Below are 18,960 nucleotides of genomic sequence, written 5' to 3'. Positions count from 1 at the left end.
GCGCATTCTCGGACGTGTTCACTTGCGCCCCCGCAGCATGACGTCGACGATCTGGCCAGGCTGAAGCGCGGTCGAGGAGTCGCCATCGGGCCGCGCCTCGATGAGATAGACCAGCTTTTGCCGCGTCTCGGCCGAATAGATCACCGGCGGCGTGAACTCCGGTTCCTGCGCGACATAGGTGACGGTGGCGCTCAGGCCGGCGGGGCAGCCATCGCAGCGGACATCGAGCCGGGTTCCGACCGTCGTCGCGGCAAGCTGCATCTCCGGGACATAGACCATCAGCTTGAGCGCCCCGTCGGGCAGCAAGGTGAGGACCGGCGTGGTCGGGCCGGCCAGCTCGCCGACGCGGCGCACGACATCGGTGATCCGCCCTGGCGCCGGCGCGATCAGGCGCCGCTGCGACAGACGCCATTTCGCCTGGGCAAGGGCCGCATCGGTCTGGGCGACGCGATTCTCCGCCGCCTTGATCTCGTCCTCCCGGGCCGGCAGCCGCGCGACATCGAGATTGGCCGCGATCTCGCGCACACGTGCGGCCGCTACATCGCGCGCCGTCTGGGCCTGGTCGAGATCGGCCTGGGTCGAGACGCCGCGCCGGAACAGATCCTGGCGACGGTCATGCGCGCGATCGGCCTCGCGCTCCTGCGACTTGGCCGAGACCAGGTTCGCCTCGATCACGGCGATCTCCTCGGGGCGCTTGCCGCGCCGGAGATTGGCCAGCTGCGCCTGCGCCTGCACGAGCTGCGCCTCGTTTTCCATGACGCTGTTCACGGCATCGTCGGATTGCAGCGTCGCGACAACCTTGCCGGCAATCACCCTCTCGCCGCGCCGGACCTCGATGCCCTCGATCCGGGCTGTGTCGATCGGCCCAAGACGGACATACTCGCCCTCGACATAGCCGACGATGCGCACCGGCAACGTGCCGCAGGAGGCGATGCTGGAGGCCAGAAAGCCGATCGAGCAGAGGAATGAGAGGATCATGGGCGTGCTCCGCGAGCCGCGACGACCGTCGCGCGAACGGCGCGGCGGATGGTGGCCGAGATCGCCTGCGCTTCGTCCTCGCCGAGCGTCTCCCACTCCATGCGGCGCATCACGGCAGGCCGGGCCAGCCGGAAATAGAGCACCTGCCCGATCATCGCGAAGACGGCGAGCCTGGTATCGCGCGCCTCCGGCTCCATCCCTGTCGCGGCTCCCCAGAGCCGGCAGACCCGGCCGTGCACGGGCCCCACCAAGCCATCATAAAGCAGCTCGAAGGCCGGGGTCGGCTCCATCATCTCGCGCACCACGAAGCGAGCGATCATCTCGCTTTCCGGAGCTCTGGCAGCGAAGGCGACCGCCCTGTCGATGATCTGCAGGATGATTTCCAGCGCTAAATCCGGCGGCAATTCGGCAGGAGGTTCGGAAGGAGGTTCGGAAGGAGGTTCGGCAGGCATTTCGGCGCCGAGCAGCCGGGCACGCATCGTCTCCACGATGAAGGCCGCGCAGGCGCGCCTGAGCCCATCCTTGCCGCCGAAATGATAAGCGATGCCCGCACTGTTGACGCCTGCCGCCTGGGCGATCTCCCGGATCGAGCTCGCATCGAAGCCATGACGCCCGAAGAGATCGAGGCCTGCGCGGATCAGGGCCTGCCGCGTCTGCTCGCCATCGTTCAGATTTGGAGTTCGAGCCATGACGTTTTATAGCACGACCGCCCACGTCAATCAATCGATTGATTGACGGAGGTGATCATCGGATTTCGATGTTTTGGGCGGTCGATACGGCCTGCCCATGCCGCTAGTGCCAGCCGCGACATGACTCCCGGCCGATATTCGGTTAAGGCGGCCCTCGCCTTGAAAGCCCATCCCGTCTGATGCTGTTCAACTCCTTTGCCTTCCTGCTCGCCTTCCTGCCGCTCGCGCTCGGGCTGCATTGGCTTGCCGAACGTTTTGCGCCGCGATGGCGCCTGCCTGTGCTGGTGGTGCTGTCCTTCGCCTTTTACGGCTACTGGGACTGGCGCTTTCTGCCGCTGCTGGCCTTCTCGATCGGGCTGAACTGGCTCATCGCGGAAGCCTTCCAGAAGACCAAGGCGGGTGGCCTGATCACGCTGGCGATCGTGCTGAACCTCGCCGTCCTCGCGCTGTTCAAGTACTTTAACTTCTTCGCCGATCTCGCTGGATTGATTCCCGGATTGCCCGCTCCGAAGCTGGATCTGGCGCTTCCACTCGGCATCTCCTTCTTCACCTTCCACCACGTCATGTATCTCACCGACCTGCGGCGCGGAGAGGCTCCGCGCTACGATCTGGTGCGTTACGCGCTCTACATCGCCTTCTTCCCGCAGGTGCTGGCCGGTCCGCTCGTGCGCTGGCGCGAGATCATGCACCAGTTCGACGAGCGGCCTTATCTGAGGTCGGACGCGGCCGAGCGGATCGGACGCGGATTGCTGCTGCTCACCGCCGGCCTGACGAAGAAGGTGCTGCTGGGCGACCCTCTCGCCGAATATGCCAACCCGGTTTTCGCCGCCGCCGCCGCGGGCAAGATCGTGACGATGGCCGAGGCCTGGCAGGGCACGCTGGCCTTCACCTTCCAGATCTATTTCGACTTTTCCGGCTATACCGACATGGCGCTGGGACTGGCGCTGCTGTTCGGCATCGTACTGCCGCAGAATTTCGACGTGCCCTATCGCAGCCGCAGCATCCAGGATTTCTGGCGGCGCTGGCACATGACCCTGTCGCGCTTCCTGCGCGATTACCTCTACATCTGGCTCGGCGGCTCGCGCCACGGCCTGCCGACGCAAGTATGGGCGCTGTTCGCCACCATGGCGCTCGGTGGCCTCTGGCACGGCGCGGGGCTGACCTATGTCGCCTGGGGCATCGCACATGGACTGGCGCTGATCGCGGCCCTGCTCTGGCGCCGGGCGGGCCTGCCGATGCCCGCGCCGCTCGGCTGGGCCCTGACCTTCCTGTTCGTGACGCTGTGCTGGGTCCTCTTCCGGGCGTCGTCCTTCGAGGCGGCGGTAACGATCTACAAGGGATTGCTGGGGCTGGCTCCGGTGGGAACCGGCTTCAAATGGCGTGCATTGCTACCCGCCGCGGCCTTCGCCATCATCGGGCCCACTGCCTGGGCGCTGGTGCACAAGCTGCCGCCGGCGCGCTGGCTGGCGGCGCTTGCGGCGATCCTGTTCGTCATCATCCTGCTGAAAATCGGCGACGACGCGAATTATGAATTCATCTACTTCCAGTTCTGAGCCTGCCCGGGCGATCCGGTCCGCGGCGGACTGGACCCGCTTCGTGCGTGCCTTCCTGGCCGCGGCAGCGCTGTTTTCGGCGGCACTGCTCGCTATCGCATTCCTGGTCGATCCCTATGATACCGGCCGCTCGCCATTGGCCATCAAGGACGGCTTGCGCCCGCAAGGCCCACGCACGGCGGCCGCGAGCCGGGGGCGCGACCCTGCTTTTCGCGCCGCCATTTTCGGAAACTCGCATATCCAGTTGATCTCGCCGGAGGAATTGCGGACCAGGACCGCCATTCCCTTCGTGTCGCTGATCGCACCCGCGACCAAGCCCAGGGAAATCTTGACGCTCATCGACTGGTTCCTGCGCCATCGGCGCGAGCCGGCGCAGGCGATCGTGGTCGGCATCGACGAATACTGGTGCACGCCCGACCCGACCTTGCCCAACGACAAGCCCTTTCCGTTCTGGCTGTTCAGCCGGAGCCCGGCTGACTATGTGGCCGGTCTGTTCCGGTTCGATATCCTCGAGGAGATCCCGCGGCGGATCAGTTTCCTGATGTCGCGCAAAGCCGAGCGTGCGCCTCCCGATGGCTATTGGAACTATGAGCCTGACTATCTCCGGCTGGGCCATGACGTGGACCCCGTAATGCGGGCCAGGCTAAACCAGCTGAATCCCAGCGGCGGCGGCAACAGCACGGGTCCCTTCCCCGCTGCAACCGCGCTCGAAGCCCTGATGAAGACCGCACCGGCAGAGACCGCACTGATTCTGGTGAGGCCGCCTGTCTACGCGACCGCTTTGCCCGTTCCCGGCAGCCCCGACGCAGCCGCAAACGCTGCCTGCCGCAAGGCCTTTGCCGAATTGGCGGACCGGCGACCGCGCTCGGCCCTGATCGACTGGCGCGTCGACCGGCCGGAGCTGCACGACCCGAATCAGTTCTTCGACCACAGCCATTATCGCCGGAGCATCGCTGATCTCGTCGAGGCCGACATCGCCGCAGCCCTCGCCAAGCTGCGATAAGGCGCAATCAGGCGTGATTCCGGGCTGATCCCGCCGCTTCATCACGTATTCGCGGAAGTGGTTGAAGACAGGCGTCGACCCGATTGTTCCCGCAGATGTCCCCCGCTATAAGGGCGCCAAATCGGCTTCCCTCCCACGGCATAGTCGGTGGGCGCGGCAAGACGGACAACTCAGAGAGTGCGCCTATGTCGAAGCAGATCATTCTCGACGCCGACTATAAACCCAACGACGATGAGCCGTTCATGAACGAACGGCAGCGCGAGTATTTTCGCGGCAAGCTGTTCGCCTGGAAGGAAGAGATTCTGAAGGAGGCCAGAGGGACGCTGGTCACCCTGCAGAGCGAAAGCGAGAACCACCCCGATATCGCCGATCGCGCCTCTTCCGAGACCGACCGCGCGATCGAATTGCGGGCACGTGATCGCCAGCGCAAGCTGATCGCCAAGATCGAAGCGGCGATCGCCCGCATCGATGAAGGCACATATGGCTATTGCGAGGAGACCGGCGAGCCGATCTCGCTGAAGCGCCTGGAAGCCCGCCCGATCGCGACCCTGTCGCTGGAAGCGCAGGAGCGCCACGAGCGCAACGAGCGCGTTTTCCGCGACGATTGATCGAGCACCTGAACCTTCACCGGATGAGACGGCCTTCCGCACAAGCGGGAGGCCTTTTTGTTTGGCCAAATCTTCTTGAGCAGAATCTCTCTTGATAGGAAAAGCCCCGCGCGGGAGGCGCGGGGCTTCCTGGCCACCAGCCGTGAAAGCTTGGGGAGCGTGGCAGGTGGCCGGGGAGATGCGGCTCGGGAGAGACCGCCTGACCGATCGACGCGGAGTTGAGCGGGGAGCGTTCCGCCTCGATCGGGAATTTTGAGAGCGGGAGCAGTCAGAACGGCAGCAGGATGTCCATCACCTGCTGGCCGTAGCGCGGCTGCTGGACATCGGTGATCTGGCCGCGCCCGCCATAGGCGATGCGGGCCTGGGCGATCTTGCTCGAATCGATCGTGTTGTCCGATTCGATATCCTCGGGCCTGATCACGCCGGCGACGATGAGTTCGCGCACCTCGAAATTGACGCGGATTTCCTGCTTGCCCTCGATCACGAGGTTCCCGTTCGGCAGCGTCTGGGTGACCACCGCCGCGACATTGGTGGCAAGCTGCTCGGCCCGTCGCACCGAACCGGAGCCCTCGCTCGAACCTTCCGAATCGAGCTTCAGCAACGAGCCCGACTTGGCGCCGTTGGGCAGGAACTTGTCGACCTTGTTCTCGAAGCCGAAGACGTTCTCCGCGCCGAAATCCTCACCGTTCTTGCGGCTGCGCTTGGTCGTATTGTCGAGCTGGGCGCGGTCAGTGACCTTGACCTTGACGGTGACGAGATCGCCCACGAGGCGCGCGCGCTGGTCCTTGAAGAAGGCGCGCGAACCCGTACGCCAGAGCGAATTCGGCGCGAAGGAGGCATGCTCCATCGCCGGCATCGGCATCTGCACGGGCTTGTAGCCCTTGGTCGCGGTCGGGTCTTCGATCGGCGACAGGGCGGGCGCCTGCCCGACATTGGCCAGGCGATCGGCCGCGCCGCAGGCGCTGAGCGCGACGCCGAGAGCGATGACGCCGGAGAGTTTGACGATGCTTTGCGTGGTCATGATCCGCTTCCGCAACTGGTTACTGGGCGCTGGCGACACGGCCAGCCGAGGTCGCGCGGACGGAAACCCGTCCGGGACCGCTGACCGTGCCTTGCAGCACGCGTTTGGATTGGGGGTTGGTGACGGAGACGACATCGCCCATGGCGCCGGCCTCGCTGGCACGGCCGCGCATGCTGATGAGCAGGCCGGGCGCCTCGTAGACGATGGTGACGAGGTCGCCCTTCGCCACGATTTCCTCGCGCTGCACGTCGCCGCTGCGCAAGGGCATGCCGGCCATCAGCGAGCGGCGGGCGACCTTGTCGATCGCGCCACGGACGTCGCTGATCAGCTCGGCCCCCTGCCCGTCGCGTGGTCGGCGTTCGGTGACGACGTCGCCCTTGCCGAGCGTCTCGCCCCGCGCGATCGCCCGGCGGGGCACCACGACCTCGACCGTCTCGACCAGCTGTCCCGAAATACGCGCGGGCTTCAGCCGCATCGCCATGCTGCCGGGCACTGCGAGCCGTGCCTGCAGCCGCCGCGAGCGCGGATCGAAGGTGAGATCCAGCACCGCGAACTCGCCGGTCAGTTCCGGCTCGACCGCCACCGCCGGCGCACCGCCATCGATGGCGAGCGCGAACATGCGCGCGTCGATGCCATAGCGCTCCTGAAGGCCCGTCTTTACGGCAGCCTCGAAATCCGACGCCATGATGCGGCGCGCCAAGCGGGTCACCACCACCTGCGCGAAACCATGGCCCTCGATATCGCCGGCGTCGCGGACGACGCCTGCGGCCTGTGCCGCCTCGACGATCCGGGCGACCTGGATGGTTCCGGTCTCGCCGAGCGCGGGAGCCCGGAAGGCCGGGATCGCAGCGGCTTCGGTACCGAGCCCGGCGATCAGGTCGCCGAATGTGATGAGATCGCGGGCCAGGTTGAGCTCGGGCCGCAATTGCAGCTTGCGCACGGCCTGTGCTGCGGGAGCCTGGGCGCCCGAAAGAGCCGCGACCGACATTGGCCTCTCGCTGGCATGCGGCGGGGCGGCGAACGCCGCTGTCGAGGCGAGCAGCGCGGCAAGGGGAAGGAATGAGCGGATCATGATGCGCTACCCGCCCTAACCGCGGAACATCTGGGTCGTCGCCGACATCATCTGGTCGGCGGCGGTGATGACCTTGGAGTTCATTTCATAGGCGCGCTGCGCCGCGATCAGCGATGTCAGCTCCGTGACGGCCTGGACGTTGCCTTCTTCGAGATAGTTCTGCTGGAGCGTGCCGAAGCCTTCGCCGCCGCCGACACCGTCGATCGCCTGGCCGGAAGCCGCCGTCTCGATGAACAGGTTGTCGCCGATCGATTCCAGACCGACCTTGTTGACGAAGCGCGAGAGCTGGATCTGCCCGAGCTGCTGCGGTGCCGTCTGCCCCGGCAGCATAGCCTCGACCGTGCCCTGGGCGTTGACGCTGACGCTGGTGGCATTGTTGGGGACCGTGATGCCCGGCTCGACCTGATAGCCGTCGCGGGTGACGAGTTGCCCTTGCGAGTCGAGATCGAACGAACCGTCGCGCGAATAGGTCGTGCGCCCATCGGGCATGCGGACCTTGAAGAAGCCTTCGCCGCGGATGGCGAGATCGTAGGGCTTTTCGGTCGGCGTGATGTTGCCCTGCGTCATGACGCGGCCGGTCGAGACCGTCTTGACGCCCGACCCGATGAAGGTGCCGGCGGGAACCTGCGTGTTCTGGTCGGAGGTGGCCGAGCCGGCGCGGCGGAAGTTCTCGTAGAGAAGATCCTGGAAGTGCACGCGCTGGCGCTTGTAGCCAGTGGTGCGAACGTTGGCGATGTTGTTGGAGATGACCTGAACGTTCATCTCCTGGGCCATCATGCCGGTGGCGGCTGTCTGCATGGCGCGCATTGGACTGGCTCCTTTCCGGGTTAGGCCTGCTGGTCAGCCAGGCGAGAGATCGCCTTGCTGCGCAGCTCGTCGGATTTCGACATCATGTTCGCCATGCTCTGATAGGCGCGCTGGACCTCCATCAGGCGGGTCATCTCGACCACCGCCCTGACGTTCGAGCGTTCGACTGAACCGGGCTCCAGCCGCGCCTGCGGGCCGGCAGGCTGCGGCGCGGTGGTCGATGAAAACAGGTTGTCGCCGTCGCTGACCAGCGCGGCGGGGTTGGCGAAGCGCACCTGGCGGAGCTTGCCGCGGGCGCCCTGATCGGTCGAGATCGTGCCGTCGGCAGCGACGCGGGCGTCGAATTCGCTGGCTCCGAACTGGATGGGGCCGGCCTCGCCGAGAACCCGCTGCCCGGCCTGCGTCACGAGCTGGCCCTGCTGGTTGATGGTGAGCGAGCCGGCGCGGGTGTAGCGCTCGCCATTGGCCGTCTGCACCACCAGGTAGTTGTCGCCGCGCAGCGCTACATCGAGCGGGTTGCCGGTCATTTCGACGGCGCCTTGTGAGAGATCGATCGGCGTGCCCTTGTCGATGACATAGGACATCGGCCGGTCGGCCGGCTTGAAGGCCTCGCCGCTGGCGACCGGCATGACGAATTCATTGAAGCGCGCGCTACGCGCCTTGAAGCCATTGGTGGCGACATTCGCCATGTTGTTGGCGATGACATCCAGCTCGCGCGCCAGAGCCATCTGACGCGACAGGCCGACGAGAAGCGCGTTCTCCACGGCTAGGTCTCCCGATCAATCCCGCGGCCGCTTCGACGCTCCCCAGCGCAGCCACCGCAGAGACAACGCCGCAAGCGCCGTGCCAGCATGGTTAATCTCGCCAAGGCTCTGTAATCATTGCAGTAACCATAACGGTGCGACACAGCTCCTCCTCGGCAGATGGCGACACCAGGGCAAGAATGACCCGGCAAAAAATGCCGTCCTTAACGAGGCGTTAACCGTGATTGATCAGGGTGTTGCAGAGGGGCTGCGCATGCATGCGGCCCGCCCCGGACCAAGGCGCGCTGGCGATGTCGAAGAAGACCTCGAAGACTGACGAAGAGGGCGCCTCGGGCGAAGCCGCACCAAAGGGCGGCAAGAAGAAGCTGATCATGATCGGCGGCGCCGTGGCGCTCCTGGCGCTGGGCGGCGGCGGCTGGTTCTTTCTGAAGAAACCCTCGGCCGAACAGCTCGCTGCGGCCGAATTGGCCAAGGCGGCCAAGAAGCCCGCAGCCTTCGTCGAGATGAAGGACATGATGATCGGCATCTCGAATGGCGGCCAGCAGGACCGCCAGCCCATCATCAAGATCAAGGTCGTGCTGGAGATCGCCGACGCCAAGGTCTCCGACGAGATCAAGCCGCTGCTGCCGCGCGTCGAGGATGCCTTCCAGGTCTTCATGCGCGAGCTGCGCCCTTCCGACCTCGAAGGCTCGGCAGGCATGTACCGCTTGAAGGAAGAGCTGCTGCGCCGCGTCAACGTCACCGTCCATCCGGCCAAGGTCGACGCGGTGCTGTTCAAGGAGTTGCTGGTGCAGTGAGCCCATCGGCGCATCCTCCGCGTGACGGGCTCCGGTCCAGGCGAAGAGCATGCATCGACAGAGAAATAGCCCAGAACCGGCGAGAATGACGACAGGCGCATGAGCAACACCGACCGCGACAACATGGACACGACACCCAAGGACGAGCCGCTGAGCCCCGAGGGCATGGCCGCCGAATGGGCGACCATGTCCGACATGGTCGATGACGTCGACGAGCAGGAAAGCGGCACCGACCGCCTGATGTCGCAAGACGAAATCGACACGATGCTCGGTTTCTCCAGCGGCGACGAGAAGGACGGCCGCAACGGCATCCAGGCCATCGTCGATTCCGGCTCGGTCGCCTATGAGCGCCTGCCGATGCTCGAAATCATCTTCGAGCGCATGGTCAGGCTGCTTTCCACCAGCCTGCGCAACTTCTTCACTGATAATGTCGAGGTCACGCTCGAAAGCATCCGCTCGGTCCGCTTCGGCGACTACATCAACTCGATTTCGCTGCCGGCCATGCTCTCGGTGTTCAAGGCCGAGGAATGGGACAATTTCGGCCTCGTCACCATCGAATCCGCGCTGACCTATTCGGTGCTCGACACGATGTTCGGCGGCAAGCGCGGCCAGCCGGCCCCGCGCATCGACGGGCGGCCCTTCACCTCGATCGAGATCAGGCTGCTCAAGCGCGTTATCGCGCTGATCCTGAGCGACGCCGAAGCCGCCTTCAAGCCGCTGTCCCCGGTCACCTTCACGGTCGACCGCGTCGAATCCAACCCGCGTTTCGTCTCGATCTCGCGCCCGGCCAATGCCGCGATCCGCGTCGAGCTGAAGTTCGACATGGAAGGGCGCGGCGGCTCGCTCCACATCCTCCTCCCCTACGCCACCATCGAGCCGATCCGTGAATTGCTGCTCGAAAGCTTCATGGGTGAGAAGCTCGGCCGCGATCCGATCTGGGAGAACCACCTCGCGACCGAAGTCTGGCAGACCGATGTCGACGTGACCTGTGTGCTTCACGAAACCCGCATGCCCCTGAAGCGGGTGATGAAGCTTGAGATCGGCGACACGCTGATGTTCGATGCACGGCCGGACTCGGTCGTCTCGCTGCGCTGCGGCGACTTCATCGTCAGCGAGGGCCGGATCGGGCGTGTCGACGACAAGATTGCCGTCCAGGTCGTCAGCCCCTTGCGCCGGTCCAAGACCACGATCGCCGCCTTCGACAGCGCCACCAGCCATCTCGGCAGTCCCAACTGACACGTAAGGCCCTCGCCATGACGATCACTCTCATCGCCGATGTGCTGGTTGCCAGCCTCCTCGTCGCCACCATCATCACCTGCTACATCCTCACCCGCCGCATCGAGCGGATGAAGATGGACGAGGCCGGGATGCGCCAGACCGTCGGAGCGCTGGTCTCCGCCACAGACACCGCCGAGCGCGCCATCGCCGGACTGAAGCTGACGCTGGGCGATTGCGACCGCACTCTGGCGGAACGCCTGCGCACGGCCGAGCGCTATGCCGCCGACCTTGCAGCTCAGGTCGAAGCCGGGCAGATCGTGATGGACCGCATCGGCCAGATCGTCAGCGCAGCCACCCTGGTCGCCCCCAAGCCGGCGGCAGAGCCGGCGCCTGAACCCGCTCCGATTTCGCGCATGGCCAACGCCGCGCAATCGGCTGCGGCGATTCGCGCCCGCGCCGCACGCCGCCTGGAGGAACAGGCAGCGTGATCGAAAGGCCTCGCCTTCTTCCTGCAGTCATCCTCGGCGCCATGGGTCTCCTGGCGCTGAAGCTGCTTGCCTGGACGGCGGAGCCCTTTCCCGGAAAGGTGCCGGCCAGCGCGCCGGCCTTTGCCGCGCAGGAGACTGCGAAGCCGGAGCCCAAGGTCTGGGGACTGGCCAAGGTCATCGCGCGGGCCCATGCCCCCGACACGGTCTATTACGATCCGGAGACGACCGGTTCGGTCGACAAGCCCGCCCCCAAGAAGGAGGAGAAGGCCGAGGCCGAAGCCAAGTCCGAAGCCAAGGCCGAAGCCGCCCGCGCCGCCAACCCGATGAACAAGGCTGCCATCGCCAACGGCACGGCCCAAGCCGTCTCGCCATCCGAACGCGCGCTGCTGGAACGCCTCGGCGAGCGCCGCGAAGAAATCGAAGGTCGGATGCGCGAACTCGAAATGCGCGAGCGCCTGCTCGACACCGCCGAAAAGAAACTCGACGGCCGCGTTGGCGATCTGAAGGTGCTGGAGGAGAAGGTCGGCGGCCCGTCCGGCAAGCCCGCCGTGGAGGAAACCAAGGCGATCAAGAACCTCGTCATCATGTATGAGGCGATGAAGCCCAAGGACGCCGCGCGCGTCTTCGACCGTCTTGGCCTCGACGTCCTCGTACCGGTCGTGCAGCAGATGAACCCGCGCAAGATGTCCGAGGTGCTGGCGGCCATGGCTCCCGAGCGGGCCGAGAAGCTCACCGTCGCACTGGCCGCCCCGTCGCGCGGTCTGGGTGTCGAGCGCGTCGCGGCCGATATGGCGCCGCTTCCGGGTAACGAGTTGCCCTCGATCGCGCCGCCTCCTCGTCGTTGACTGGCAGAAGGCCTGCGACCATAGCGCTGCGAGAGCGGCGACTTTGACATGTCGAAAGACATAGCGCGCGTCTGTGACCGAAGTGCATGGTTGAGCGATGAAGTCGAAACTCGACCCCGTACTCGCCGCCGCCTTGCGCAAGCTCTATATCGACCTGCGATTGGCCGTCGCCGACGTCGATAGTGCATTTGGGCCGGCTCCCTGCAATGGTCGGCAGGAGGCCGTCGACTCGAAAGAGTTCTTGACGGCAGATCGCAAGGTCCAATCGATCGTCAGGCAGATCGCCGCGATTCAGGACCGATGATCACCTGACAAGATTTTCGACTACGGATCCCAGAGTGCACGATTTCCAGAAAGATATTGACGCGGTCTCGGCCATCGCGGCCGTTCCCTCGATCCTCGACGTCATCTGCCGGACGACGGGCATGGGATTCGACCACGGCGCCCTGGCATTCAAGCAGCCATCCGCTGCATAGTCTGAACCAGCTCGCGTTCGGGATAAGGCTTGCTGAAGAATCGCGCTCCAGTAGGAAGACTGTCCTCGGCCACGCGGACACGCCCTGACGCCACGATCAAGCTAATGTCCGGCCAGCTGTCGCGCACGAAATCGGCCAGTTTCAAGCCGTTCATGGACCCCGGCATCTCTATGTCGGTGAAGACGAGACGGATGTCGCTGCGCGTCTCGAGGATGCTGATCGCTTCATCGGCGGTCTCCGCTTCCACGGCGGACAGGCCCGCATCATCGGCGATCATGGCTGCGTGCATTCGGAGAATGGGCTCGTCATCGACGATCAGAACAACTGGTTTTGCAATCTGGGAAGGCAAGACGCATCTCCTCTACCGCATATTGGCCCCCCAATCTGGCTGTAGGAGGTAACGTCAGGCGGCGAAGGCTGTTCCGGATTTTCCTGCGTTCGTCTCAAGATCGTTAAAATTTTACTTTTCGCTCCCCGAGGACATCGCTCGAAAATTCACCTTACCTAACGGCAGACGCTTCTCTGGCCCTGCTCATCTTTTTGTGAATATCGGGTCCGCGCGATGTCGGAGCCCCCTCCCAGCCGGCTTAACCTGCCATTATCCTTGACGCGTTAGCCTCACGACAATCGGCCCGGCCCAGCTGTTGCGTGGCGCCTACCGATCATGTGGCGTTGCGTTGAGTGTCCGGTTTGCGTGTTCCGCGTTCCCTCGCCTTCGGTATCGGGTTGGCCGCCCTCGTGGTGGCCGCCGGCCTTGATGCGCCTGTGCTGGCCGCCAGCGCGACCTTGCGCGGCGAGGCTATGCCCGCGGGATTCGGCCGCCTGTCGCTGACCTTCGACGAAGCGACGCCGATCCGCATACGCGTCGCCAATGGCGTGCTCATGGTCGCCTTCGGCGGCAGCGTGCAAATCGATGTCGCCAAGATTGCCCGCGACCTGCCCGATTATGTTTCGATCGCACGGATCGATCCCGATGGGCGCGGCATGCGCTTCGCCCTGGCCAAGCCCTATCGCGCCAATCTGATCGAGGCCGGCGACAAGGCCTTCATCGATCTCCTGCCGGAAAACTGGTCCGGCCTGCTGCCGGGCCCGCCTCCGGAGGTGATCGCCGAACTGACCCAACGCCTGCGCCTGGCGGAAGCGCGCACGAAGGAAGCGGCCCGCCGGCCGCCAGAGCCGCCCAAGACTCTCGGACTGCGCAGCGCGACACTGCCGACACTGGAACGATTGATCTTCCAGACCCCGCCGGAAACGGTCCTGACAGCGGATCTTTCAGACGGCGCGCTACAGCTGAATTTCGATCAGCCGATGAAGGTGGATACAGCGGCACTGCGGAACGCCCTCCCCGCGGACGTGAAGCTCGTCTCGCACGAGAGCGGCAAGGCAAAGACAAGTCTCAGCCTTTCCGTGCCCAAGGACTGGCAGGCGCGGGACTTCCGCGACGATGACGGACTCATCGTCGATTTGCTGAAGCCAGGAAAGCAGCCGGCTCTGACGCTGGCCGGCCTGCAACAGCCGCCCGACGCCACGGCCAAGCCCGCCCCAGGCGTTGCTGCAGAGCTTCCCGGCCCAAACCCACCGAGCAAGGCGGCGACCCAGCCTGCCCCGGAAGCGAAACCGGCAGCAACGCCTGCTCCCGCGATCGATCCCAGGCCGCAGAGCGTCAAGATCGCGGCAGACGGCGCTCGGCTGGACTTCCGCTTCCCGCGCCTGACCGGCGCTGCCGCTTTCGTCGATGCCGGCGTCGTCACGCTGGTCTTCGATACCCGCGACACCATCGATCCCGCCGATTTCAAAGGCGTCCTTCCGCAGCTGGTCGAGGACACGGCGGTCACCCGCGAGGGCAAGGTCACGCTGGTGCGCCTGCGGCTGGCGAGCCAGCAGCTGACGCGTCTCTTCGACAACGGCACCACCTGGTCGCTGAGCTTTGGCGAGCAGGCGGGCAAGCCGGCAGAGCCCGTCACCCCGCGTCGCTCCATGGACGAGCGCGGCCAGACCATCGTCGCAGTCGCCCTCCCCGGGTTGACCGGCGTGCACTGGCTTGAAGCCGGGCCGGCCGGCCTGCCCCTCGCGGTGGCGACGGCCATCGGCTCGACCCATCTCACGCCAAAGCCCTACCAGTTTGTCGAGTTCGCCCTGCTCCAGACCGCGCAGGGTCTCGCCGTCGTGCCGCGCTCCGATGATATCGCGGTGCGTGCCGGAACCGATGAGGTTCAGATCGGAAGGCCCGGTGGACTCTCAGTCACGCTCGACCTGCCCGATCAGGTCAAGGCCGAGCAGGCCGAGGCGCCATCGACGAAGCCGCCGCTGCTCGATCCGGAGCGCTGGGCCAAGCTGCGCCTCGGCTCCGCGCGGGAGGGCTCGCGCGCCTTGCTGCGCGACGTCGCCGATGCCTCGCGTGGCCGCAAATCCGAGGCGCGACTCGCATTGGCACGCTTCTACGCCGCAAACGGCTTGATGGCCGAGGCCAGCGGGCCTCTGTCCGTGATGATGACCGATGATCAGGCCATGCGCGGCAATCGCGAGGCCCTGTTCCTCAAGGGCGTCATCGCCACGCAGATGCACCGCAATCAGGAGGCGATCGCCGCCTTCGATGCCGCTCCGATCAAGGACGATGCCGAAGCGGGCCTGTGGCGCGCGCTCGCCGAGCAGCGTTTGGGCCGCAATGCTCAGGCGCTCGCCGGGTTCCGCCGCGGCGAAAGCCTGCTCGGCGGCTACCCCCAGGATCTGCAGGGCGAGTTCCGCGCGGCCATGGCGAGAGCCGCGCTGGCGATGCAGGACATGGCCATCGCCGAGCGCGAGATCCAGGCGCTCAACGAGCTGCCGGCCGACAGTGCCGACCCGGAAAAGCGCGCGCTGCTGCACGCGATGCTCGACGATGTCAGCGGCCGGCCCGAAGCGGCCCTGAACGGTTACAAACCCCTCTTCGAGGCGCACAGCCGCCCTGTCGCGGCAGAAGCGCAGCTTCGTGCCATCCAGCTGGCCCATGCCGAGAAGCGCAGCGATATTTCCCCCGACGAGGCGATGGCGCGGCTGGAGACGGTCTCCATCACCTGGCGCGGCGGCGATCTCGAAATCGAGGCGCTGGCCGAGCTCGGACGCATCTATGTCGACCAGAAGCGCTGGCGCGACGCCTTCATCACCGCACGTCGCGCCAACGAAAACTTCCCGGACAACCCGCTGACCCGGCGCATGCATGACGAGACCGCGCAGCGCTTCGCCGACCTCTTCGGCGGACGCGGAATCGAGCAACTCTCGCGCATCGACGCTCTCGCATTGTTCTACGACTTCAAGGAGTTCCTCCCGATCGGCCGGCGCGGCGACGAGATCACGCGACTGCTGGCCGACCGGCTGGTCGAACTCGATCTGCTCGATCAGGCCAGCGACATCCTGCGTTACCAGATGGAGCGCCGGTTGACCGGCGCCGCGCGCTCCACGGTCGCAACGCGGCTCGCCATGGTCAATCTGATGAACGCCAAGCCGGCGGAGGCGCTACGGGCGCTGGCCTCGACACGGCTGGTCGAACTGCCCTCGGACGTGAAGCGCGCCCGCCTGCTGCTCGAAGCCAAGGCGCTCTCCGACCTCTCGCGTACCGATCAGGCGCTGGAGCTTCTCGAAAGCGAGCGCGGGCCCGAGGTCGACAGGCTGCGCGCCGATATCTACTGGACCGGGCGGCGCTGGCGCGAGGCCGGCGAACAGCACGAGCGGCTCCTCGACGAGAGCTGGCGTGGCGCGGCAGCGCTCAACGACAGCCAGCGCGCAGACGTGATGCGCGCCGGCATCTCCTACGTCATGGCCAATGAGGCCTTGTCGCTGGATCGGCTGCGCAGCAAATTCGCGACCAAGATGGCTGAAAGCACCGATGCCCGGACTTTCGCCTTCGTGACGGGGGCGAACCGCACCAAAGCGGCCGACATCCGCGAGATGGCGCGCGCCGCGGCCGGCGCCGACACGCTCTCCGATTTCATGACCGCCTATCGCGAGCGTTACCCGGCCTATTCCGCCGCCATGCGCCAGCAGGCTAAGCCCGGCGCAGCGGCGACACCGGCCGGAGGCGAGACCGGCGCGGCAGCAGAGCCGGCGGCGCCGGGACGCGGCTGAGCCGGCTCAGACGCCGTAACTCTTCACCAGCGATCCCGCGACCAGCCCCCAGCCATCGACCAGCACGAAGAAGATCAGCTTGAACGGCAGGGCAACCGTCACCGGCGGCAGCATCATCATGCCCACCGACATCAGGATCGAGGCTACCACCAGGTCGATGATCAGGAACGGTACGAACAGCAGGAAGCCGATCTCGAACGCGCGGCGCAGTTCCGAAATCATGAAGGAGGGCACCAGGATCTGGATCTGGATGTCCTCGGGCCGCTCCGGGCGCGGCTCGCGCGACATTTCCAGGAACAGCATCAGGTCCTTCTCGCGCACATGCTTGAGCATGAAGGTCTTGAACGGCACGACACCGCGATTATAGGCCTCCTGCGGCTGGATCTGCCCCGCGACCAGCGGTTCGATCGCCACCCGGTAGGCCTCCTTGAGGGTCGGGGCCATCACGAAGCCAGTCAGGAACAGGGCCAACCCGACGATCACGGCATTGGGCGGCGCCGTCTGCGTGCCGAGCGCCGACCTCAGCAGCGACAGCACCACCGCGATGCGCGTGAACGCCGTCACCATGATCAGGATCGACGGCGCCAGCGAGAGCACCGTGAGCACCGCGACGAGTTGCAGCGCCCGTTCCGCGACGCCACCGCCCTGCCCCAGATCGAGCGAAAGCGTCTGCGCCAGCGCCGGTTCGGCGAGTAGCGCGAGGGGCACCAGCACGGCACGGATGAGGTGCCGCGTCCTACGCCGTCTTGTCGTGCTGCTGATCGGGATCACGCGCGGCCGCCATTGGCGCCCGACTCACTAGGCCGGGCCGCGTAACGCTAGAGCATGACCCGGAAAATTTGGAACCGGGATTCGGACGATATCACCCTCTAAAAACGAGCGCCGCTGGCTGGCGTCGCATTATCGGGCAATCGTCCCTGGCGACGGCGCGCCGTGGCGCGCCACGGGATTTTCGAGACCTCAGGATTTGGATTTGGGATCACGCCCAAGCAGACGAGCGAACTCCGCCTCGATCGCATCGACCGAGAAGGGATCGATGGCCTTCGGCTCGGACCTGGCCTCGACCTCCGGTTCCGGCTTGGATGCGGCCTGGGAAACGGGCTTGGATTCGGATTCGGGTTCCGGCTTTGCTTCCGGCTCGGGCTTCTCGACGAGCTTGCCCTCTTCGCGATCGGTCTCCGAAGCGGGCTCCGATGCAGCCTCCTTGGCCTCGCTCACGGCGGGGCCGAGTTGCTTGTCGTCCTCGTCCCCATCGTCGCGAGCGGGTTCCGGCTTGATCGGATCGGGCTTGCTCTCAACCGGCCTCGCCTCTCCAACCCGTTCAGGCGGAGCGAATGAGGGCGGCTTGATCGGCCAGGGCGAAGGCGTTTGCAGCCCTGTGCGCTCCGGCCTGAGGCCAAGCGCCATCTCGAGCTCGGCCTCGACATCAACAGGCAACGCAGTCTTGCGTCCCCCGGTCACCGGCGGAGCAGGCGGCGTCGGAGTAGGTGTGACTGGAGCCGGCACGGTCGGAGCCGGCGGAATTTGTGCAGACGGAGCCGCAGCAGGTTGGGCAGGCGCAGGCTTCTCGATCGGCGGCGCCTCGACAACCGGCTTGGGCGGCTCGACCGGCGGCTTGAGCGGGCTGGGAGCATTGTCCCGAGGCTGCGGCTCTGGCGTCGCATTGGACTGGCGCACGGCCGAGAAGGGGCGCTTCAGCGCCTCCTCCAGCTGCCGTGCCATATCGTCGAGCTCTCCGGCGCTGACCGCGGGGGCCGGCGCATGGTCGCGCGCGAAATTCGGAGCCGGCGCGGTGGAGATCGGCGGCGGGGCGCTGGAGGCCGGCGAGGCCGAATAGCCCGGCCTGGCAGCACCGAGCGCAGCTGCGACCCCGGCCCCGACCGCAACCCCAGCCGCCGCTTCGGCCTGGGTCTGGGTCTGAACCGGCCTGTGCGGCAAGGGCGGCAGCATCTCGGGCGCCGGTGGCGTGACGGCGATCGGCGCGGAGGGCGGCGCCCGGCGCGGCTCTTCGATGAGATCGAGACGCGTCGGCTCGGCAGTCGGCACCAAGGATTCGAACGGCAGCGGCCTGTCTGGCGCCTGGAGATCGGTCTGCATCGGCATCGTCGCCCGCGCACCGCTGCGCAGGATGTTGGTTTCGACGACCACGTCGGACGCCCCGCCGATCATGATCAGATGCTCGACATTGTCGCGCCGGATCAGCACGAGCTGGCGCTGCCTGTCGAGATCATGCGTGTCGACGACGCCCAGCCTGGGCTGCCTCGTCCGTCCGCTGCCCTGCCCGCGCAGTCGCAACCGGCCACCCTTGATCTGGCGCACGAAGAGGCCAAGCAGGATGAGAAGGACGAGGATCACGACGGAGGCGACGAGCACCTTCTGCGCGGTCGAGAGATCTAAGCCAAACAAGCTCTGCAAGGTCTGCCCCATATGCGACGGCGACGCCCTTGAGCGGCCGATGTTTCCGCTCAACGTTCAACACGTTAGCTATAGCATAGCGCCTTCATTTTCGGGAAACATGGTGAACGTGTGGTTAACCGCAC

Annotated in this window: 18 protein-coding genes; 9 read left to right on the top strand and 9 right to left on the bottom strand. The window is 65.9% G+C overall.

Going from position 1 to position 18,960, the window contains the following annotated elements:
* Positions 1-18: 18 nt before the first annotated feature.
* Positions 19-978 (bottom strand): HlyD family secretion protein, encoded by a 960-nt coding sequence (locus C4S73_RS09175; protein ID WP_103872174.1) that lies wholly within the window; start codon positions 976-978, stop codon positions 19-21.
* Positions 975-1,667: a CerR family C-terminal domain-containing protein gene (locus C4S73_RS09170; protein ID WP_103872173.1), complete on the bottom strand. Its 693-nt coding sequence runs from the start codon at positions 1,665-1,667 to the stop codon at positions 975-977. Before C4S73_RS09170 ends, C4S73_RS09175 begins: the two co-directional genes overlap by 4 nt.
* Before the next feature lie 179 nt (positions 1,668-1,846).
* Between C4S73_RS09170 and C4S73_RS09165 the strand changes: the two genes are divergently transcribed.
* The 3 genes from C4S73_RS09165 to dksA all read left to right on the top strand — a co-directional run bounded on the left by C4S73_RS09165 (position 1,847) and on the right by dksA (position 4,831).
* Positions 1,847-3,220 carry an MBOAT family O-acyltransferase gene (locus C4S73_RS09165; protein ID WP_103872172.1) on the top strand — a complete coding sequence of 458 codons (1,374 nt, stop codon included), beginning with the start codon at positions 1,847-1,849 and terminating at the stop codon, positions 3,218-3,220.
* Between the two features lie 43 nt (positions 3,221-3,263).
* Positions 3,264-4,223, top strand: a complete 960-nt coding sequence (locus C4S73_RS09160; protein WP_103872171.1) for a hypothetical protein — start codon at positions 3,264-3,266, stop codon at positions 4,221-4,223.
* A 185-nt stretch (positions 4,224-4,408) separates the two neighbouring features.
* On the top strand, positions 4,409-4,831 hold the full coding sequence (dksA, locus tag C4S73_RS09155) for an RNA polymerase-binding protein DksA (protein ID WP_103872170.1): 423 nt from the start codon (positions 4,409-4,411) through the stop codon (positions 4,829-4,831).
* A 268-nt stretch (positions 4,832-5,099) separates the two neighbouring features.
* Here the strand turns inward: dksA and flgH are convergent, their stop codons facing one another.
* The 4 genes from flgH to flgF are packed head-to-tail and all read right to left on the bottom strand — an operon-like array spanning position 5,100 to position 8,495.
* Positions 5,100-5,852 (bottom strand): flagellar basal body L-ring protein FlgH, encoded by a 753-nt coding sequence (gene flgH, locus C4S73_RS09150; protein WP_103872169.1) that lies wholly within the window; start codon positions 5,850-5,852, stop codon positions 5,100-5,102.
* Between the two features lie 19 nt (positions 5,853-5,871).
* Positions 5,872-6,924: a flagellar basal body P-ring formation chaperone FlgA gene (gene flgA, locus C4S73_RS09145; protein WP_103872168.1), complete on the bottom strand. Its 1,053-nt coding sequence runs from the start codon at positions 6,922-6,924 to the stop codon at positions 5,872-5,874.
* A 15-nt stretch (positions 6,925-6,939) separates the two neighbouring features.
* Entirely contained in the window at positions 6,940-7,731 is a 792-nt protein-coding gene (gene flgG / locus C4S73_RS09140; protein WP_103872167.1) for a flagellar basal-body rod protein FlgG, read from the bottom strand.
* Positions 7,732-7,751: 20 nt separating this feature from the next.
* The gene (gene flgF, locus C4S73_RS09135) at positions 7,752-8,495 is read right to left on the bottom strand and encodes a flagellar basal-body rod protein FlgF (protein ID WP_103872166.1); all 744 of its coding nucleotides are present in this window, start codon (positions 8,493-8,495) and stop codon (positions 7,752-7,754) included.
* A 290-nt stretch (positions 8,496-8,785) separates the two neighbouring features.
* Between flgF and fliL the strand changes: the two genes are divergently transcribed.
* The 5 genes from fliL to C4S73_RS09110 all read left to right on the top strand — a co-directional run bounded on the left by fliL (position 8,786) and on the right by C4S73_RS09110 (position 12,147).
* Positions 8,786-9,292 carry a flagellar basal body-associated protein FliL gene (fliL, locus tag C4S73_RS09130; RefSeq protein ID WP_103872438.1) on the top strand — a complete coding sequence of 169 codons (507 nt, stop codon included), beginning with the start codon at positions 8,786-8,788 and terminating at the stop codon, positions 9,290-9,292.
* Between the two features lie 123 nt (positions 9,293-9,415).
* Positions 9,416-10,528 carry a flagellar motor switch protein FliM gene (gene fliM, locus C4S73_RS09125; protein WP_244595538.1) on the top strand — a complete coding sequence of 371 codons (1,113 nt, stop codon included), beginning with the start codon at positions 9,416-9,418 and terminating at the stop codon, positions 10,526-10,528.
* Positions 10,529-10,545: 17 nt separating this feature from the next.
* A complete protein-coding gene (locus C4S73_RS09120) occupies positions 10,546-10,998 on the top strand; it encodes a DUF6468 domain-containing protein (protein WP_103872164.1) in 453 nt (150 codons plus the stop codon).
* Positions 10,995-11,843, top strand: a complete 849-nt coding sequence (locus C4S73_RS09115; RefSeq protein ID WP_244595516.1) for a MotE family protein — start codon at positions 10,995-10,997, stop codon at positions 11,841-11,843. Before C4S73_RS09120 ends, C4S73_RS09115 begins: the two co-directional genes overlap by 4 nt.
* Positions 11,844-11,940: 97 nt before the next feature.
* Positions 11,941-12,147, top strand: coding sequence for a hypothetical protein (locus tag C4S73_RS09110; protein WP_103872162.1), 207 nt, complete (start codon positions 11,941-11,943; stop codon positions 12,145-12,147).
* Positions 12,148-12,296: 149 nt separating this feature from the next.
* Here C4S73_RS09110 and C4S73_RS09105 read toward each other — a convergent pair whose 3' ends face one another.
* The gene (locus C4S73_RS09105) at positions 12,297-12,668 is read right to left on the bottom strand and encodes a response regulator (RefSeq protein ID WP_103872161.1); all 372 of its coding nucleotides are present in this window, start codon (positions 12,666-12,668) and stop codon (positions 12,297-12,299) included.
* A 332-nt stretch (positions 12,669-13,000) separates the two neighbouring features.
* Here C4S73_RS09105 and C4S73_RS09100 point away from each other — a divergent pair, with 332 nt between their 5' ends.
* Complete coding sequence (locus C4S73_RS09100) at positions 13,001-16,420, top strand: hypothetical protein (RefSeq protein WP_146071308.1); 3,420 nt, start codon at positions 13,001-13,003, stop codon at positions 16,418-16,420.
* A gap of 6 nt (positions 16,421-16,426) precedes the next feature.
* Here C4S73_RS09100 and fliP read toward each other — a convergent pair whose 3' ends face one another.
* Complete coding sequence (gene fliP / locus C4S73_RS09095; RefSeq protein ID WP_425290327.1) at positions 16,427-17,191, bottom strand: flagellar type III secretion system pore protein FliP; 765 nt, start codon at positions 17,189-17,191, stop codon at positions 16,427-16,429.
* A 189-nt stretch (positions 17,192-17,380) separates the two neighbouring features.
* Positions 17,381-18,835 (bottom strand): flagellar biosynthetic protein FliO, encoded by a 1,455-nt coding sequence (locus C4S73_RS09090; protein ID WP_160115704.1) that lies wholly within the window; start codon positions 18,833-18,835, stop codon positions 17,381-17,383.
* Positions 18,836-18,960: the final 125 nt, after the last annotated feature.

Origin of the sequence: Allobosea lathyri (genome assembly GCF_900108245.1) — a bacterium.
GTDB classification, from domain to species: domain Bacteria; phylum Pseudomonadota; class Alphaproteobacteria; order Rhizobiales; family Beijerinckiaceae; genus Allobosea; species Allobosea lathyri.
The sequence above is the reverse complement of the archived record's forward strand: the minus strand, read 5'-3'. Positions and strand labels throughout refer to the sequence as shown.

Coding starts and splice junctions, on each gene's coding strand:
- C4S73_RS09175 (WP_103872174.1), bottom strand. CDS start 978: ATGATCCTCTCATTCCTCTGCTCGATCGGCTTTCTGGCCTCCAGCATC.
- C4S73_RS09170 (WP_103872173.1), bottom strand. CDS start 1,667: ATGGCTCGAACTCCAAATCTGAACGATGGCGAGCAGACGCGGCAGGCC.
- C4S73_RS09165 (WP_103872172.1), top strand. CDS start 1,847: ATGCTGTTCAACTCCTTTGCCTTCCTGCTCGCCTTCCTGCCGCTCGCG.
- dksA (WP_103872170.1), top strand. CDS start 4,409: ATGTCGAAGCAGATCATTCTCGACGCCGACTATAAACCCAACGACGAT.
- flgH (WP_103872169.1), bottom strand. CDS start 5,852: ATGACCACGCAAAGCATCGTCAAACTCTCCGGCGTCATCGCTCTCGGC.
- flgA (WP_103872168.1), bottom strand. CDS start 6,924: ATGATCCGCTCATTCCTTCCCCTTGCCGCGCTGCTCGCCTCGACAGCG.
- flgG (WP_103872167.1), bottom strand. CDS start 7,731: ATGCGCGCCATGCAGACAGCCGCCACCGGCATGATGGCCCAGGAGATG.
- fliL (WP_103872438.1), top strand. CDS start 8,786: ATGTCGAAGAAGACCTCGAAGACTGACGAAGAGGGCGCCTCGGGCGAA.
- fliM (WP_244595538.1), top strand. CDS start 9,416: ATGGACACGACACCCAAGGACGAGCCGCTGAGCCCCGAGGGCATGGCC.
- C4S73_RS09120 (WP_103872164.1), top strand. CDS start 10,546: ATGACGATCACTCTCATCGCCGATGTGCTGGTTGCCAGCCTCCTCGTC.
- C4S73_RS09110 (WP_103872162.1), top strand. CDS start 11,941: ATGAAGTCGAAACTCGACCCCGTACTCGCCGCCGCCTTGCGCAAGCTC.